14 protein-coding genes and 4 tRNA genes are annotated in these 16,478 nt (G+C 57.8%); 14 read left to right on the top strand and 4 right to left on the bottom strand.

Features of this window, described 5'->3' with window-relative positions:
- Positions 1 to 3: 3 nt before the first annotated feature.
- From wecG to HFD97_RS13170, 5 genes are all read left to right on the top strand, one after another.
- A complete protein-coding gene (gene wecG / locus HFD97_RS13150) occupies positions 4 to 744 on the top strand; it encodes a lipopolysaccharide N-acetylmannosaminouronosyltransferase (protein WP_167432020.1) in 741 nt (246 codons plus the stop codon).
- A 158-nt stretch (positions 745 to 902) separates the two neighbouring features.
- Positions 903 to 979 (top strand) — tRNA-Arg (locus HFD97_RS13155).
- Positions 980 to 1,077: 98 nt separating this feature from the next.
- Positions 1,078 to 1,153: transfer RNA gene (locus tag HFD97_RS13160), tRNA-His, on the top strand.
- Between the two features lie 16 nt (positions 1,154 to 1,169).
- A tRNA-Leu gene (locus HFD97_RS13165) sits at positions 1,170 to 1,256 on the top strand.
- Positions 1,257 to 1,276: 20 nt separating this feature from the next.
- Positions 1,277 to 1,353 (top strand) — tRNA-Pro (locus HFD97_RS13170).
- A gap of 1,098 nt (positions 1,354 to 2,451) precedes the next feature.
- Here the strand turns inward: HFD97_RS13170 and hemY are convergent.
- The 4 genes from hemY to hemC are packed head-to-tail and all read right to left on the bottom strand — an operon-like array spanning position 2,452 to position 6,475.
- Positions 2,452 to 3,648, bottom strand: coding sequence for a protoheme IX biogenesis protein HemY (gene hemY, locus HFD97_RS13175; protein ID WP_009088436.1), 1,197 nt, complete (start codon positions 3,646 to 3,648; stop codon positions 2,452 to 2,454).
- A gap of 2 nt (positions 3,649 to 3,650) precedes the next feature.
- Positions 3,651 to 4,784, bottom strand: coding sequence for a uroporphyrinogen-III C-methyltransferase (hemX, locus tag HFD97_RS13180; protein WP_009088438.1), 1,134 nt, complete (start codon positions 4,782 to 4,784; stop codon positions 3,651 to 3,653).
- 24 nt (positions 4,785 to 4,808) lie between these two features.
- Complete coding sequence (gene hemD, locus HFD97_RS13185) at positions 4,809 to 5,537, bottom strand: uroporphyrinogen-III synthase (protein ID WP_167432019.1); 729 nt, start codon at positions 5,535 to 5,537, stop codon at positions 4,809 to 4,811.
- Positions 5,534 to 6,475, bottom strand: coding sequence for a hydroxymethylbilane synthase (gene hemC / locus HFD97_RS13190; protein ID WP_111208493.1), 942 nt, complete (start codon positions 6,473 to 6,475; stop codon positions 5,534 to 5,536). The genes hemD and hemC overlap by 4 nt, the downstream gene beginning before the upstream one ends.
- 317 nt (positions 6,476 to 6,792) lie before the next feature.
- Here hemC and HFD97_RS13195 point away from each other — a divergent pair, with 317 nt between their 5' ends.
- The 9 genes from HFD97_RS13195 (at position 6,793) to corA (ending at position 16,399) form a co-directional block, all read left to right on the top strand.
- Complete coding sequence (locus HFD97_RS13195) at positions 6,793 to 9,351, top strand: class I adenylate cyclase (protein ID WP_167432018.1); 2,559 nt, start codon at positions 6,793 to 6,795, stop codon at positions 9,349 to 9,351.
- Positions 9,352 to 9,498: 147 nt separating this feature from the next.
- Positions 9,499 to 9,699 carry a lipoprotein gene (locus HFD97_RS13200; protein WP_009088446.1) on the top strand — a complete coding sequence of 67 codons (201 nt, stop codon included), beginning with the start codon at positions 9,499 to 9,501 and terminating at the stop codon, positions 9,697 to 9,699.
- 28 nt (positions 9,700 to 9,727) lie between these two features.
- The gene (dapF, locus tag HFD97_RS13205; RefSeq protein WP_167432017.1) at positions 9,728 to 10,552 is read left to right on the top strand and encodes a diaminopimelate epimerase; all 825 of its coding nucleotides are present in this window, start codon (positions 9,728 to 9,730) and stop codon (positions 10,550 to 10,552) included.
- Positions 10,549 to 11,253 (top strand): DUF484 domain-containing protein, encoded by a 705-nt coding sequence (locus tag HFD97_RS13210; RefSeq protein ID WP_009088449.1) that lies wholly within the window; start codon positions 10,549 to 10,551, stop codon positions 11,251 to 11,253. The genes dapF and HFD97_RS13210 overlap by 4 nt, the downstream gene beginning before the upstream one ends.
- Complete coding sequence (gene xerC / locus HFD97_RS13215) at positions 11,250 to 12,155, top strand: tyrosine recombinase XerC (RefSeq protein WP_167432016.1); 906 nt, start codon at positions 11,250 to 11,252, stop codon at positions 12,153 to 12,155. Before HFD97_RS13210 ends, xerC begins: the two co-directional genes overlap by 4 nt.
- Positions 12,152 to 12,868: a 5-amino-6-(5-phospho-D-ribitylamino)uracil phosphatase YigB gene (yigB, locus tag HFD97_RS13220; RefSeq protein WP_009088454.1), complete on the top strand. Its 717-nt coding sequence runs from the start codon at positions 12,152 to 12,154 to the stop codon at positions 12,866 to 12,868. Before xerC ends, yigB begins: the two co-directional genes overlap by 4 nt.
- Before the next feature lie 112 nt (positions 12,869 to 12,980).
- Positions 12,981 to 15,143 (top strand): DNA helicase II, encoded by a 2,163-nt coding sequence (gene uvrD, locus HFD97_RS13225; RefSeq protein WP_009088456.1) that lies wholly within the window; start codon positions 12,981 to 12,983, stop codon positions 15,141 to 15,143.
- A gap of 67 nt (positions 15,144 to 15,210) precedes the next feature.
- A complete protein-coding gene (ysgD, locus tag HFD97_RS22490; protein ID WP_350769477.1) occupies positions 15,211 to 15,267 on the top strand; it encodes a YsgD/CorL family protein in 57 nt (18 codons plus the stop codon).
- 178 nt (positions 15,268 to 15,445) lie between these two features.
- Positions 15,446 to 16,399 carry a magnesium/cobalt transporter CorA gene (corA, locus tag HFD97_RS13230; RefSeq protein ID WP_009088458.1) on the top strand — a complete coding sequence of 318 codons (954 nt, stop codon included), beginning with the start codon at positions 15,446 to 15,448 and terminating at the stop codon, positions 16,397 to 16,399.
- Positions 16,400 to 16,478: the final 79 nt, after the last annotated feature.

Here is a 16,478-nt window from a genome sequence, read left to right on the forward strand (position 1 = left end):
GATATGACACAGTTAACGGATACGCCGCAGTACCGGATCCGCGGCGTTGACCTGTATGGCTTCGAAAATATGTCGTCGGCGGTGAGCTTTCTGATGCCGCCGCAGAGCGTACGCAGCGGCATTCTGGTGGCGATCAATGCGGAGAAGATCCTGACCGCCGAGCGGGATGAGGGATTACGCACGCTGCTGGCGCAGGCGGAGTATGCCTATGCCGATGGCATCAGCATTGTGCGCTCGATCCGTAAAAAGTATCCGCAGGCGTCAGTGCAGCGTATTGCCGGTGCGGATTTATGGGAGGCGCTGATGGAACGTGCCGGGCGGGAAGGGACGCCGGTGTTTCTGGTCGGCGGTCGCCAGCAGGTGCTGGATGAGACCTGCGCGAAGCTGCGTCGTCAGTGGAATGTGAATATTGTCGGGGCGCAGGATGGCTATTTTGCGCCAGCGGATCAGGATGCCCTGTTTACCCGGATTGCCGCCAGCGGCGCAAAGCTGGTGACCGTGGCGCTGGGGTCGCCCCGTCAGGAGCTGCTGATGCTGGCGTGCCGCGCACACTGGCCGGATGCGCTTTATATGGGGGTAGGGGGAACCTACGACGTCTTCACCGGCCATGTGAAGCGCGCGCCCAAAATCTGGCAGCGGCTGGGGCTGGAGTGGCTCTACCGTCTGATTCGGCAGCCGAGCCGCCTGCGCAGGCAGTTAAAACTGCTTAAATATTTGCGCTATCACTGGCGCGGCGATCTCTGATATCGCTGATAAATGCCGCATTTTTACGCACGGTGAGCGCGGAAATGTACTATTTGTCGACGAAATGCACAAAGCGTAATCAAACGCGCCTTTTTATTTAAAAAGCACTAGACACGATGGGCGCTTATCTCTAGTATGCACATCCGCAACGGCGCTACGCGCCCGTAGCTCAGCTGGATAGAGCGCTGCCCTCCGGAGGCAGAGGTCTCAGGTTCGAATCCTGTCGGGCGCGCCATATCGTTTGTGCGCATGAGCTTCGGTGGTTGATTTACCGCGGTTGGCAGTAAAGATTTACATGCTGCAGGTCTTTGACTTGTAACATTAAGTACAGTGGTGGCTATAGCTCAGTTGGTAGAGCCCTGGATTGTGATTCCAGTTGTCGTGGGTTCGAGTCCCATTAGCCACCCCAGATTTTGCTGGGATACGCGAAGGTGGCGGAATTGGTAGACGCGCTAGCTTCAGGTGTTAGTGTCTTAACGGACGTGAGGGTTCAAGTCCCTCTCTTCGCACCAGGCAAAACAGTTAAAAAAATCGGCGAGTAGCGCAGCTTGGTAGCGCAACTGGTTTGGGACCAGTGGGTCGGAGGTTCGAATCCTCTCTCGCCGACCATTTTTAGAAACCTGTCTGAAAAGACAGGTTTTTTTTCGTCTGTAGAAAAGTGGATTTGAATGTCTGCGGGAGATATGGGCCAGACCGGGTGGGTGCGGTGTAACAATGTTGCTGTCAGTTCGAGCCTGCGAAGGTAACCCGGTCAGATCGAAAAGTCGCTTAAGCCATCCATGGCCGCTCGGCCCACGCGATTACGCACCTCATCCATGAGGTGCGCCCGTAAATGGGCCAACGCGTTGCGTTGTTCAAAAACGCTCCCGGCGTTTTTATCCGGGCGGCGGGACGCTTTCCTCTTCTGACCGTGTTCCCTGCGCGTTGAGCTTATGCGCTGTGGTTAGATGCATCCGGGTTTAGATCTGTCATTAGTCCAAAGCTTCCTTGTAAGTATCTGATGCGTCTGCCATACGTGAAGCGAAGGGAGCATACGCCTGTAGCAAAGCATAGCGGGCCAGGGATGGCCCGCGCTGAGCCTGCCATGGATGGCGTCTTTTGCGTCTTTGCGAAAGGCGTATACTCCCTGAAGCCCGCACTGTGGTGAGAGCGGGCGGTGCGGTGGCAACCAAAGCTACTCTGCTTTTATATGGCCAACAGTCTGAGCAGCGTCGGGAATCGCAGACAAATAAATCATTGTTATTGTTACGTTAACAGAGAGATTGACCTTGTTGTCTCCATTCTGAGACAGAGAAAAGGTCTGCTGTCGCCGGATACCGACACTTACCCGCCATCTGCTCCGCTGAAGCACTCAGCCTCTTCGATAACATAATGATTTAAAATACTTTTTAAAATAACCTTCAAACTGGCACGGCATGTGCAATACTCCTGCTGTAGATGCTCATTCCACCTCTTATGTCTGCTGATGCTGCATAAACCTGGGAATGATGCAGAGCCAATTTTAGGTACCTGTTGTCTGCCTGCCTGTATCGCGAAAGCCTTACAGGATTACCAGACACCACGTTGAGTCGGGTACCTCCCGGTTGTCTTACCGACCTGATCTTACACCTGCCACTGGCAGGTGTTTTTTTTTGCCTGAGGAGAAGGAGCGGCAGATTGCGGGCACAAAAAAGCCGGGCGAGCCCGGCTTAGTTAGCTTTGCGCCTGTCAGGCGCCAGGATTATTTTTCAGCGTCAGCAGTAAGCCTTCACGGCGCATCTTAGCGGCCTCTTCCGGACGATGCAGACGATCATACACATCCGCCAGCCACGCATAATCGAATGCGTCAGGACGCTGTGCCAGCGCCTGCTGCAGAGCATCCGCTGCCTGCTGCCACTCTCCATGACGCATCAACAACTGCCCCAGCGTGCTGTGCAGCAGCGGCGTTGCGCCATGCTGTTTGATCTGCTGACGTAAGGCCTTCTCAAGTGCTTCCGGATTGCCGCTTTTAATGCGGGGCATCAGCAGCACCAGACGATCGTCATAATGACGCTTGAGGCCTTCCAGCACGATCGACTGCGCGGTGTCATGATCGTTGCACTCAATCAGGTGATCCGCCATGGCGACCTGCAGCGTGGTATCCTGACGGGTCTTACGGCTCAGCGTATTCCACCAGCGCTTCAGACCGTCACTGCCCTGATCGGCCATCGCCTGATTCATCAGGCCCAGCCAGGCCTGCTGCTGCAACGCGTCGCGATGGAGGTCGTCGCCGACCTGCGCTTTCTGCATCGCAGGCAGAATATCCAGCAGCGCACTCCAGGCGCCGGTACGGACATAGGCCTGTTCAGCCAGACGCAGCACTTCAGGATGACGCGGTGCCACTTCCAGCAGACGATCGATGCTGTGACGTGCAGCGTGATCTTCATTGCGCGCCAGCTGAATACGTGCGCGGGCAATTTCTACCGGAATAGTATTGTTTTCGGACAGCTCTGCCGCGCGTTCAAGATGCTGATTGGCACGCACTTCATCACCGCGCTGCTGCGCGGCCTCCGCAGCCAGCAGGTAGTTTGCTACCGGCACATCCGCGTGATCGGCATCTTTAGAGAGCAGTTTTTCCGCCTGACGGTGGTCACCTTCCGCCAGCTTCATCAGCGCAGTCTGCGTATGACGCTGGGCGCGGCGGCGTTTACGTCCGGTAAACCAGCCACGGGTGCGTGCGCCGGTTCGCAGCACGCGACGCAGCAGCCACTCCACGGCCAGAATTACCAGCAGGCTGAGAATAAGGATAATCACCAGCCCGGTGACACTGGTCTCAATATTCCAGTTATCAGTCTGAATCAGCACATAGCCCTGATGACCGGCAATCATCGGTCCCAGTACCACGCCCGCAATCAGCAGGATAAAGAGGATAAATACCTTAAGCATGCTTAGCCTCCCTGCTGAGTGGCAGCGGCAGAGGGCTGAGCTAACAGGTTCCGCACACGGGTCTGCATCAGCTGTTCCAGCAACGGCTGGCTTTCCAGCGTGTCAGGCAGATCCATATTGATGTTCTGCTGGCTCAGCTCATCCAGCTGGGCAAGGAAGGCTTTCGTTGCCGCATCGTTAGTGTCATACCAGGCACGAACCCAGGCGGAGACGGTATCGATAGATTGTTTGTAAATCTCATCCTGATGACGCGGCACAGCCTGCGCTGCGATCAGCAGACGCGAGCGGATATTCTCCCGCAGATAGACATCCTGATTCGGCGCCAGCAGCGGCTGCGCGGTGTTATCGCGGCGGCGGATGGTAATAAAGTCATCCATAAAGTTGTGCCAGCTCTTCACCAGGTTCTGACGCCACTCGCGCACGGAACCCGACAGTTCGCCGCCATCGCTGTCCATCGGCGCATCATCGCTGTCGTTGTCTGCCAGACGCAGATTATCGACGTTGTTCGACAGCTGATTCAGCTTGAGGATCACGCCGTCATAATCGACCTGCGTGACGGAGGAGAGGTTGCTGATGTCCTGGGTCAGGGCGCGACGCACGTTCATTACGCTGGGATCGTTCATGTCGGCCAGGCTGGCATCGGCGCTTTTCAGCAGCGCAGCGGCGGTCGTGACATCCTGATCGCTCCAGAGCTTGCGGCCAGCCAGCTTCACCAGATAATCGGCCTGGGCCAGCAACCAGCTGCGCACGTCATTGCCGGAAATCACGGCCATTTTTTCACGCAGGGTTTCCAGCTCTTTGGCTGACGCGTTCTGCTGGGCCTGTGCCGTCTGCAGTGCGGTTTCAGCGCCGCTCAGCTGCTGGGTCAGCTGCTGTTTGTCGCTGCTGGCCTGCTGCTGCAGCGCACTCAGCTGGTCACTCAGCTTCTGATTGGTTTGTGCCTGTAAATCAGCCTGATGTTTCCCGTAAAGGTATAAACCTGCACCCATCGCCAGCGCAATGACGATCGCCACTGCCCCCAGCGCCATGCCACCTTTATTCGCATTGCGCGGAGGCGTGTCGTTGCTGGAGAGAGAGCGGTCGACCGCTGGGGTGGTTTCTTCAACCATGGCGGAGGAATCTTTTTGTTCCGTCATATGTGGCACATCCCATTGTTAAGTTCATCGTAACGCGCGCAGCAGCGCATCGTTATCGGCACCATCGGCTACCTGAATATCCTGCCAACCCAATCCTGCAGCCAGGGTAGCCAAACGTTCACTGACGACAATCAGTCGGCAGTTGAGCAGCCATTCCTCGCGATCGACTGCGGGGAACAGCGAAAAGAGCTGTTGTAACATTTCACCGCTGGTGACCACCAGTACCGAGACGCCGCGATCGCGCCAGCGGCGGCCTTCGACCGGCCCGTCGTAATGCTTCTGACAGCGCTGGTAACAGGCAGCAAACGTCACCTCAGCACCACGCCGGGTTAATGTATCTGCCAGCAATTCGCGTCCGGGGTCGCCGCGCAGGATCAGCGCACGTTTACCGGCAATCTGCTGCAGCGTATTCAGCTGAATCAGTTCTTCACTGGTTTCATGAGCATGGGGCCATGTTACCTGCCGGCCGCTGGCGGTGTGAAACGCCAGCGCAGTGCTGCGACCAATTGCATAATAGTCCAGCTCGCCGGGCCATGCTTTGATCGCGTGCTGCGCGTAGTGAATAACCTGCTGAGAAAGAATGAAAACCAGGTCCCCCGGGCGGAGGGCGGCGAGCTTCTGAGGCAGAAAGGGGAGATCCGCGCCCGGTGCGAACTCGATTAGCGGCAGGCTCCACGCCTGCCTGCCAAGGGCATGCAGGCGTGACACCAGCTCTGCCGCGGCGGGTTCCGGGCGCGTCACCAGAATGGTCATGCCGGTGGCTGCCCCTGGTAAACGTCCTGCAGAATCTCACGGGCGCCACCGTCCAGCAGCTCGTCGGCCAGTGAAATGCCCATCTCGCGGGCCTGATCCCGCGGACCACGACGCTCGCCGCTGACCATCACATGACCATCCGGTGCACCGACCATGCCGCGCAGCCAGAGTTCATCGCCTTCCAGCACGGCGAAACTGCCGATAGGCACCTGACACCCCCCTTCGAGACGGGTATTCATGGCGCGTTCCGCTCTGACACAGACTTCCGTGTCGTCGTGATTCAGCGCCTGCAGCAGGCCGATCAGGGTTGTGTCATCCAGACGGCATTCAATACCGACTGCGCCCTGGCCCACGGCGGGTAAGGAGACTTCAGCAGGCAGGGCCTGACGAATACGATCTTCCAGCCCCAGACGTTTCAGCCCGGCAACGGCGAGAATAATCGCGTCATATTCACCGGCATCCAGTTTGCTCAGACGGGTGCCCACATTGCCCCGCAGAGAGCGGATCACCAGATCCGGGCGGCGAGCGCTAATCTGGCACTGACGACGCAGGCTGGAAGTACCGACAATAGCACCCTGAGGCAGCGCGTCCAGGCTGTCATAATGATGAGAAACGAACGCATCGCGCGGATCGTCGCGCTCGCAGATGGTTACGAGGCCCAGACCTTCAGGGAAATCGACCGGCACATCTTTCATTGAGTGCACCGCCATATCGGCCCGGCCATCCAGCATCGCCAGTTCCAGCTCTTTGACAAACAGCCCTTTACCGCCGACTTTTGCCAGCGGCGTATCAAGAATAATGTCACCCTTGGTGACCATTGGCACCAGTTCAACGCGCAGTCCCGGATGGGCGCTCATCAGGCGTTGCTGTACATAATGTGCCTGCCATAATGCGAGCGGGCTTTGTCTTGTAGCAATTCTGAAAATTTTGTCTAACATGCTGTTAACCATTTTTATCGTTCACTGAATATCCTATCATCTCTGGGTGAATACTGTCAGTTTCAACGGATTGAAAACGGCCTGTGAGCGGTTTCAGGCCCGGTTTATCAAGCCATCACGTGGGAACCAGTGCTGAAAAGGCGGGAAGCTGGTAAGAACGTGCTAAACTGTTAAGTAGCGCAACTTTCTTTACGGTCAATCTGCCGGGTGTTAGATTGATCACGTTTCCAGCAATTATCTGCCCACTTTTTTACTTTTATAAGCGGCAGAGCGGGGAAACAGGGTGCTTAAACACTGGGACAATCAGGCGAAACGTCTTGTACCTCTACATTGAGACACTGAAACAGAGACTGGATGCAATCAACCAGCTGCGCGTTGATCGTGCACTGGCTGCCATGGGACCCGCTTTTCAGCGCGTCTACAGTCTGCTGCCAACCTTATTACATTATCAACATCCGCAGATGCCGGGTTACCTTGAAGGTAACGTTCCACATGGCATCAGCTTTTTCACGCCTGATGAAAACCAGCGTCAGCTGCTGGCCGATCTCACCGGTGACAGCGACCTGCGCCATGCCGATGCGCCGAAAGGTGAAATGCCGATCACGGCGATCTACTCTATGGGCAGCACCTCCTCTGTCGGGCAGAACAGCGTCTCGGATCTCGATATCTGGGTCTGCCATCAATCCTGGCTGGATAATGAAGAGCGCCTGAATCTGCAGCGCAAATGCACGCTGCTGCAGAAGTGGTGCGTCTCGATGGGCGTGGAAGTGAGCTTCTTCCTGATCGACGAGAACCGCTTCCGTCACAACGAAAGCGGCAGTCTGGGCGGTGAAGATTGTGGCTCAACGCAACACATTCTCCTGCTGGATGAGTTTTACCGCACCGCGGTGCGTATGGCGGGTAAACGCCTCCTGTGGAATATGGTGCCGGGCGAAGAGGAGCATCACTACGACGATTACGTGATGTCGCTCTACGCCAAAGGGGTGCTGACGCCCAACGAGTGGCTCGATCTGGGCGGCCTTGGCACCCTGTCGGCGGAAGAGTATTTCGGTGCCAGCCTGTGGCAGCTCTATAAGAGCATCGATTCGCCCTATAAAGCGGTGCTGAAGACCCTGCTGCTGGAAGCCTACAGCTGGGAATACCCGAACACCCAGCTGCTGGCGATGGACATTAAACAGCGTCTGCACGATGGCGAAATCATCTGCTTCGGCCTGGACCCTTACTGCATGATGCTGGAGCGCGTGACGCACTATCTGACCAGCATCGACGATCAGCCGCGTCTCGACCTGGTGCGGCGCTGTTTCTATCTTAAAGTGTGCGAAAAGCTCAGCACGGACGATCATCAGCAGCGCAGCGGCTGGCGTCGCGAAATTTTGTCGCAGCTGGTGAAAGAGTGGGGCTGGAACGATGAGAAGCTCGCTATCCTGGATAACCGCGCCGGGTGGAAAATCGAGCGCGTGCGTGAAGCCCACAATGAACTGCTGGATGCGATGATGCAGAGCTATCGCAACCTGATCCGCTTTGCCCGCCGTAACAATTTAAGCGTGAGCGCCAGCCCGCAGGATATCGGCGTGCTGACCCGTAAATTGTATGCCGCCTTTGAGGCGCTGCCGGGCAAAGTGACGCTGGTGAACCCGCAGATTTCACCCGATCTCTCTGAGCCGAACCTGACCTTTATTCATGTGCCGCCTGGCCGTGCCAACCGCTCCGGCTGGTATCTCTATAACCAGGCGCCGGATATGGATTCGATCATCAGCCATCAGCCGCTGGAATATAACCGCTATCTGAACAAGCTGGTGGCGTGGGCGTGGTTTAATGGCCTGCTGACCCGCAAAACCCGGCTGCATATCAAAGGCAATGACACCTGCGATTTGGCGCGCCTGCAGGAGCTGGTTAACGACGTCTCCAGCCACTTCCCGCTGCGCCTGCCTGCGCCGACGCCCAAAGCGCTCTACAGCCCGTGTGAAATTCGTCACCTGGCGATTATCGTGAACCTTGAGCACGATCCGACGGCGGCCTTCCGCAATCAGGTGGTGCATTTTGACTTCCGCAAACTCGATGTCTTCAGCTTCGGTCAGCAGCAGCAGTGTCTGATTGGCAGCATTGACCTGCTTTACCGTAACTCCTGGAATGAGGTGCGAACCCTGCACTTCAGCGGTGAACAGGCGATGATCGAGGGACTGAAAACCATTCTGGGCAAGATGCACCAGGATGCCGCACCGCCAGACACGGTAGAGGTCTTCTGCTACAGCCAGCATCTGCGCGGTCTGATTCGCACGCGCGTTCAGCAGCTGGTGTCCGAGTGCATTGAGCTGCGCCTCTCCAGCACGCGTCAGGAGCCTGGCCGCTTCAAGGCCCTGCGTATGGCTGGCCAGACCTGGGGACTCTTCTTTGAACGCATGAGCGTCTCCGTGCAGAAGCTGGAAAACGCGGTGGAGTTTTATGGCGCGATCTCCAATAACAAGCTGCACGGGCTGTCGATCAAAGTCGAAACCAACCAGACGCCGCTGCCGCCGGTGGTCAACGGCTATGCCAGCGAAGGCATTATTCAGTTCTTTTTCGAGAACACGACGGACGACCAGGGCTTCAATATCTATATCCTGGATGAGTCCAACCGGGTTGAGGTTTATCATCACTGCGAAGGCAGCAAAGAGGAGCTGGTGCGCGACGTCAGCCGGTTCTACTCCTCCTCGCACGATCGCTTTACCTACGGGTCGAGCTTCATCAACTTTAACCTGCCGCAGTTCTACCAGATAGTGAACACCGGCGAGCGTTTTCAGGTGATACCGTTCCGCAGTCAGACGCTGACTCAGCTCTGCACCAGCCAGCCTGACAACGACAACAGCGACTATCAGCCACGCTATCAGGTGCACTGATGCCGACCGGCTGCCTGCGTTCAGCAGGTGGCCGCGCGCTTCCTGACCGCTTATCAGGTTCACGCTATTTGCGGGGATTTCCTGTTGCTTTTCCACCTTCAACTGCGATGATAAGCATCCAGGTAAAGGACATGAAGAGCATAAAGAATGAAGAAAGTGATAAGCCTGTTTGCCATGACACTGGCAGTAATCAGCCTTGCAGGTTGTGGTCTGAAAGGGCCGCTTTACTTCCCGCCGAAGGATCAGCCGAAGAAACAACAAGCGCCGACCGAACGCCAGAAAGCGGACGCCTCTAAAGCCGATGTGGGCGGGCTGGTAACCGGCAATTCAGGCGTAAAAGCGAACTAATCTGATGGCTTACCCGGCGGAGCAAAAAATGCAGTTCTCCAAAATGCACGGTCTCGGCAACGATTTTATGGTTGTGGATGCGGTGACGCAAAACGTCTTCTTTTCGTCGGAATTGATCCGCCGGCTGGCCGATCGTCATCTGGGGATCGGCTTCGATCAGCTGCTGATTGTTGAACCGCCCTACGATCCCGATCTCGATTTCCACTACCGCATTTTCAACGCCGACGGCAGCGAAGTGGCTCAGTGCGGTAACGGCGCACGCTGCTTTGCCCGCTTTGTGCAGCTGAAAGGGCTGACCAATAAAAGCGATATCCGGGTCAGTACCCAGAATGGCCGCATGGTGTTAACCGTGACGCCGGACGATCAGGTGCGCGTGAACATGGGCGAACCGAACTTTGAGCCGCAGCAGGTGCCGTTTCGTGCCAATAAAGCGGAAAACCTCTATCTGCTGCGCGTGGCCGAACAGACGGTGATGCTGGGCGCGGTGTCGATGGGCAATCCGCACTGCGTGATTCAGGTTGAAAGTGTGAAAACCGCACAGGTTGAACTGCTGGGCCCGATTCTGGAAAGCCATGAGCGCTTCCCGGAGCGGGTCAATGTGGGCTTCATGGAGATCATCAATCCCGAACACATCCGCCTGCGCGTCTACGAACGCGGCGCGGGAGAAACGCAGGCGTGCGGCAGCGGCGCCTGTGCTGCCGTGGCATGCGGCATCCAGCAGGGCATTCTGGCACCCAAAGTGCGTGTCGATCTGCCCGGCGGAACCCTGCATATCACCTGGAAAGGGGCCGGACAGCCGCTCTACATGACCGGTCCTGCGACACACGTCTACGATGGGTTTATTCATCTATGAAAAATATCGAAGAGCAGGCTGACAGTTCGGTTCTGCTGGACGATCAGGCCGTCAGTGATTATCTGCGGCAGAATCCCGATTTCTTTATCCGTAACGCCCGCGAAGTGGAACAGATGGCCGTGCCGCATCCGGTTCGCGGCAGCGTCTCGCTGGTGGAGTGGCATATGGCGCGTCAGCGCAACCACATCCAGCGGCTGGAAGAGGAGATTACGCTGCTGATGGAGCAGGCCAGCGCCAACCATGAGCTGTTTGATCGTCTGCTGTCGCTGGAGAGCCATCTGGCCGCGGCTGACTCCCTGCAGGATATGCTCAACCGTCTGCATCGCTGGGCGCGAGAGCTGGGGCTGGCGGGTGCCAACGTGCGGCTGTTCAGCGATAAATGGCTGCTGGGTGCCCCCTCCGATTTCTTCCAGCTGAGCCTGTCACGTCAGGCCTTCGAACCGCTGCGTATTCAGCGTTTCGGTCATCAGCATCACTATCTCGGCAACATCAACGGCCCGGAACTGCTGCTGCTGCTGCCGCAGGCTAAAGCGATCGGCTCGGTGGCGATGTCGCTGATGGGCGAAGCGGGCGACCTCGGCGTGCTGATTTTCAGCAGCCGCGACAGCCAGCACTATCAGTCAGGCATGGGAACGCTGCTGTTGCAGCACCTGTCACAGATGATGCCAGGTCTGCTGTCGCGCTGGGTTGAACGCGCATGAGCAGCATGCTGCAGGAGGCCGTTGACGGATTTCTGCGCTTCCTGAAAGTGGAACGTCAGTTAAGTCCGCTGACCCAGAGCAGCTATGCGCGCCAGCTCGCTGCGCTGGTCGCCATTGCGGATGAGATGAAGCTCAGCAGCTGGGCCGCGCTGGAGCCCGCCCAGGTACGCAGTATGGCGGCGCGCAGCCGCCGCGCCGGACTCTCGGCCAGCAGCCTTGCGCTGCGTCTCTCAGCCCTGCGCAGTTTCCTGGACTGGCAGGTCAGTCAGGGTATGCTCGCCGCTAACCCCGCCAAAGGGGTGATGACGCCGCGTAAAGCGCGCCATTTGCCGAAGAATATCGACGTTGACGAAGTGAATCAGCTGCTGGAGATCGATCTCAGCGATCCGCTGGCTGTTCGCGACCGGGCGATGCTGGAGGTGATGTATGGCGGCGGGTTGCGTCTCTCTGAACTGGTCAATATGGATTGCCGCCACGTCGACCTCGATTCCGGTGAGGTGTGGGTGGTGGGTAAGGGCAGTAAAGAGCGCCGGGTGCCGATTGGCCGCACGGCCGTGACCTGGATCGAACAGTGGCTGCCGCTGCGTGAGACCTTCGGCTGTCAGGATGATGCGCTGTTTCTTTCAACGCGCGGCAACCGCATCTCGCCGCGCAGCGTGCAGAAGCGCTTCGCCGAATGGGGCATTCGCCAGGGCGTCGCCAGTCATATCCATCCGCATAAGCTGCGTCACTCCTTTGCAACGCATCTGCTGGAATCCAGCGGCGATCTGCGCGCCGTGCAGGAGTTGCTGGGGCATGCGAACCTGTCGACGACCCAGATCTATACCCATCTCGACTTCCAGCATCTGGCTTCGGTGTATGACGCCGCGCATCCCCGCGCCAAACGAGGAAAGAACGAATGAAGTTTTATCGTCCGCTGTCGGCCATCAAAGCCATGACTTTCGACCTTGATGACACGCTTTACGATAACTACCCGGTGATCCGCCGCACCACGCTGGAGTCTCATGCCGCGTTACAGGCTTTTCATCCGGCGCTGCGCGACTTTACGCCGCAGGATTATCAGCAACTGCGAGATGAGCTGTTGCAGCGAGAGCCCGACATCTTTCACGACGTTTCGGAGTGGCGCCGCCGTTCGGTTGAGCTGGCGATGCTGAATATCGGCCTCTCTGCGGCGGAAGCCACGGCGGGCGCGGCAGAGGTGATGGCGGTCTTCCACCAGTGGCGGAGTCAGGTTGTGATGCCGGAGGAAACCCATCAGACGCTGAAAGCGCTGGCGGAGAAGGTGCCGCTGGTGGCGATCACCAACGGCAACGCCAGCCCGGAAAAAATGGGTATTGCCGGCTATTTTCAGTTCACTCTGCGCGCCGGGCCCGACGGGCGCGCCAAGCCGTGGCAGGATATGTATCAGCTGGCGGCGCAGCGTCTTGCCATCGCCCCCCACCATATCCTGCATGTGGGCGACGATCTCACCACTGACGTGGCGGGTTCGCTGCGCGGCGGGCTGCAGGCGTGCTGGATTAACCTGCGGCAGGGCAACCTGATGCATATCCCGGACGCGCGCCTGTTGCCGCATGTCGAAATTTCGCGGTTGGCATCACTCACCTCACTGCTATAATGGCTGTAAATTTATCCAGTCGTTGCCGCTTTCAGCTTTGCCGCCCGCCTTGCCTATGGCAGGCGCAATATCGCGCGCGATGACGGCGTTTTCTCTTTGGTAACCGGTGCTTATGGACGTTTCTGAACTGCTCGATGGGTTAAATGACAATCAGCGTGAGGCCGTAGCGGCCCCGCGCAGTAACCTGCTGGTGCTGGCAGGCGCGGGCAGTGGCAAAACGCGGGTGCTGGTGCATCGCATCGCCTGGCTGATGTCGGTAGAGAACTGTTCACCCTATTCCATTATGGCGGTGACCTTTACCAACAAAGCGGCGGCGGAGATGCGTCACCGTATTGAGCAGCTGATTGGCACCAGCCAGGGCGGGATGTGGATCGGGACCTTCCACGGTCTGGCGCATCGCCTGCTGCGTGCTCATCATCTTGATGCCGGTCTGCCACAGGACTTTCAGATCCTCGACAGTGAAGATCAGCTGCGCCTGCTTAAGCGCCTGATTAAATCGATGAACCTGGATGAGAAGCAGTGGCCTGCGCGTCAGGGCATGTGGTACATCAACGGCAAAAAAGATGAAGGCCTGCGGCCAAAGCATATCGAAAGCTACGGCAATCCGATCGAGCAGACCTGGCTGCGCATCTATCAGGCCTATCAGGAAGCGTGCGACCGCGCCGGTCTGGTGGACTTTGCCGAGCTGCTGCTGCGCGCGCATGAGTTATGGCTCAACAAGCCGCACATTCTGAATCACTACCGCGAACGCTTCACCAACGTGCTGGTGGATGAGTTCCAGGATACCAACAACATTCAGTATGCCTGGATTCGGATGCTGGCGGGTGACAGCGGCCGGGTGATCATCGTGGGTGACGATGACCAGTCGATCTACGGCTGGCGCGGCGCGCAGGTCGAAAATATTCAGCGCTTCCTGCAGGATTTCCCCGGCGCGGAAACCATCCGTCTGGAGCAGAACTATCGCTCAACCAATAACATCCTGAAAGCCGCCAACGCCCTGATCGCCAATAACAATGGCCGGCTGGGTAAAGAGCTCTGGACCGACGGCAGCGATGGGGAACCGATCTCTATCTACTGCGCCTTCAATGAGCTGGATGAAGCGCGCTTCGTGGTTAACCGCATCAAGGTCTGGATGGAGAACGGCGGGGCGCTCAATGACTGCGCCATTCTCTACCGCAGCAACGCCCAGTCGCGCGTGCTGGAAGAGGCACTGCTGCAGAGCAGCATGCCCTACCGGATTTATGGCGGCATGCGCTTCTTTGAACGTCAGGAGATCAAAGATGCGCTCTCCTATCTGCGTCTGATCGCGAACCGCAATGACGACGCGGCGTTTGAGCGTGTGGTCAATACCCCGACGCGCGGCGTGGGCGATCGGACGCTCGACGTGGTGCGTCAGACTGCCCGCGAACGTCAGATGACACTGTGGCAGGCGACGCGCGAACTGCTGCAAACCCGTGCGCTGGCTGGCCGGGCCGCCTCGGCGCTGCAACGCTTCTGTGAGCTGGTCGATTCCCTGGCGACCGAAACCGCCGAATTACCGCTTCATGTGCAGACCGATCGGGTGATCAAAGATTCCGGTCTGTGGCTGATGTATGAGCAGGAGAAAGGCGAGAAGGGTCAGGCGCGAATCGAAAACCTTGAGGAGCTGGTGACGGCAACCCGCCAGTTCAGCTATCAGGACGAAGATGAAGATCTGATGCCGCTGCAGGCGTTTTTATCTCATGCGGCGCTGGAAGCGGGCGAAGGTCAGGCGGACAAATGGCAGGATGCGGTTCAGCTGATGACGCTGCACTCGGCAAAAGGGCTGGAGTTCAGCCAGGTCTTCATCGTCGGCATGGAAGAGGGGATGTTCCCGAGCCAGATGTCGCTGGATGAAGGGGGCCGGCTGGAAGAGGAGCGTCGTCTCGCTTATGTCGGCGTCACCCGTGCGATGCTCAAGCTGACGCTGACCTACGCCGAAACCCGCCGACTCTATGGTAAGGAAGTGTATCACCGTCCTTCCCGTTTTATCGGTGAGCTGCCCGAAACGTGCATTGAAGAAGTGCGGCTGCGCGCCAGCGTCAGTCGTCCGGTCAGCCATCAGCGGATGGGGGCACCGGTGACCAAAAATGACAGCGGATTCTCGCTGGGCCAGCGTGTTCATCATGCCAAATTTGGTGAAGGCACCATCATTAACCTGGAAGGCAGCGGCGAGCACAGCCGCCTGCAGGTGGCGTTTCAGGGGCAGGGAATCAAGTGGCTGGTGGCGGCTTACGCGAAGCTGGAAACGCTTTAGCGTGCGGTTGACGGCTTTTTCGTCTCAGCGTAACATGCGCCCACTATTATCATGAGAGGACAACGCCTTGGACACGCCCAGTCGATGCTGGCTCAATGACCTGGATACCAGGCATAACATCTAAGGCTACCTCTTTACGCGGGTAGCCTTAGCGGTTATCAGCGACCTCCCTTTTTGATCCCGTCGCACGAGTCAGCACTGATTTACCTTTGAAACTCTGTTTCCGTGTTCAGGCCGCCCGTTCTGTGTTGAGGAACGGCGGATTGCCTTGTCCCATTTAGTCTGCAATGGGGAGTATTGCTATGCTGAGCGCATTTAAACTGGACCACAGCCGCCTGACGCGACTGGAGCTGGAAGACGAAAACGACAAGCTGACCACCTCCGTCTGGGTCGATCTGATCGAGCCGGAAGAGGGCGAGCGTGACCGGGTGCAGTGTGAGCTGGGCCAGAGCCTGGCAACCCGACCTGAGCTGGAAGATATCGAGGCGTCGGCGCGCTTCTTCGAAGATGAAGATGGTCTGCACATCCACTCCTTCTTCTTTTATGAAGATGCGGACGACCACGCCGGTAACTCCACCGTGGCGTTCACCATCCGTGAAGGCCGCCTCTATACCCTGCGCGAACGCGAACTGCCCGCTTTCCGTCTCTACCGCATGCGCGCCCGAAACCAGACCCTGATCGACGGTAACGCGTTTGAGCTGCTGCTCGACCTGTTCGAGACCAAAATCGAACAGCTGGCGGATGAGATCGAAAACATCTACAGCGCGCTGGAGAAACTCAGCCGGGTGATTATGGAAGGTCAGCAGGGCGAAGAGTACGATCAGGCGCTGTCACGCCTGGCAGAGCTGGAAGATATCGGCTGGAAAGTGCGTCTCTGCCTGATGGATACCCAGCGCGCCCTGAACTTCCTGGTGCGCAAAGCGCGTCTGCCGGGCAACCAGCTGGAGCAGGCGCGTGAAATCCTGCGCGATATCGAGTCGCTGCTGCCGCACAACGAATCGCTGTTCCAGAAGGTCAACTTCCTGATGCAGGCCGCGATGGGCTTTATCAACATTGAGCAGAACCGCATCATCAAGATCTTCTCGGTGGTCTCCGTTGTCTTCCTGCCGCCGACGCTGGTGGCCTCCAGCTACGGGATGAACTTCGAGTTTATGCCGGAGCTGAAGTGGAGCTTTGGCTATCCGGCGGCGATTGGCCTGATGATCCTGGCGGGCCTGGCACCTTATCTCTACTTCAAACGTAAAAACTGGCTGTAAAACGTTCCGGGCCATCGTAGATGGCCCGTTCTGCTGGCTCCGGTCGCCATTTCTGCGTACTCTGTCCCCCTTGTTTTTA

It is taken from the genome of Pantoea sp. EKM103V (assembly GCF_011800365.1).
In the GTDB taxonomy this organism is placed as follows: domain Bacteria; phylum Pseudomonadota; class Gammaproteobacteria; order Enterobacterales; family Enterobacteriaceae; genus Pantoea; species Pantoea anthophila.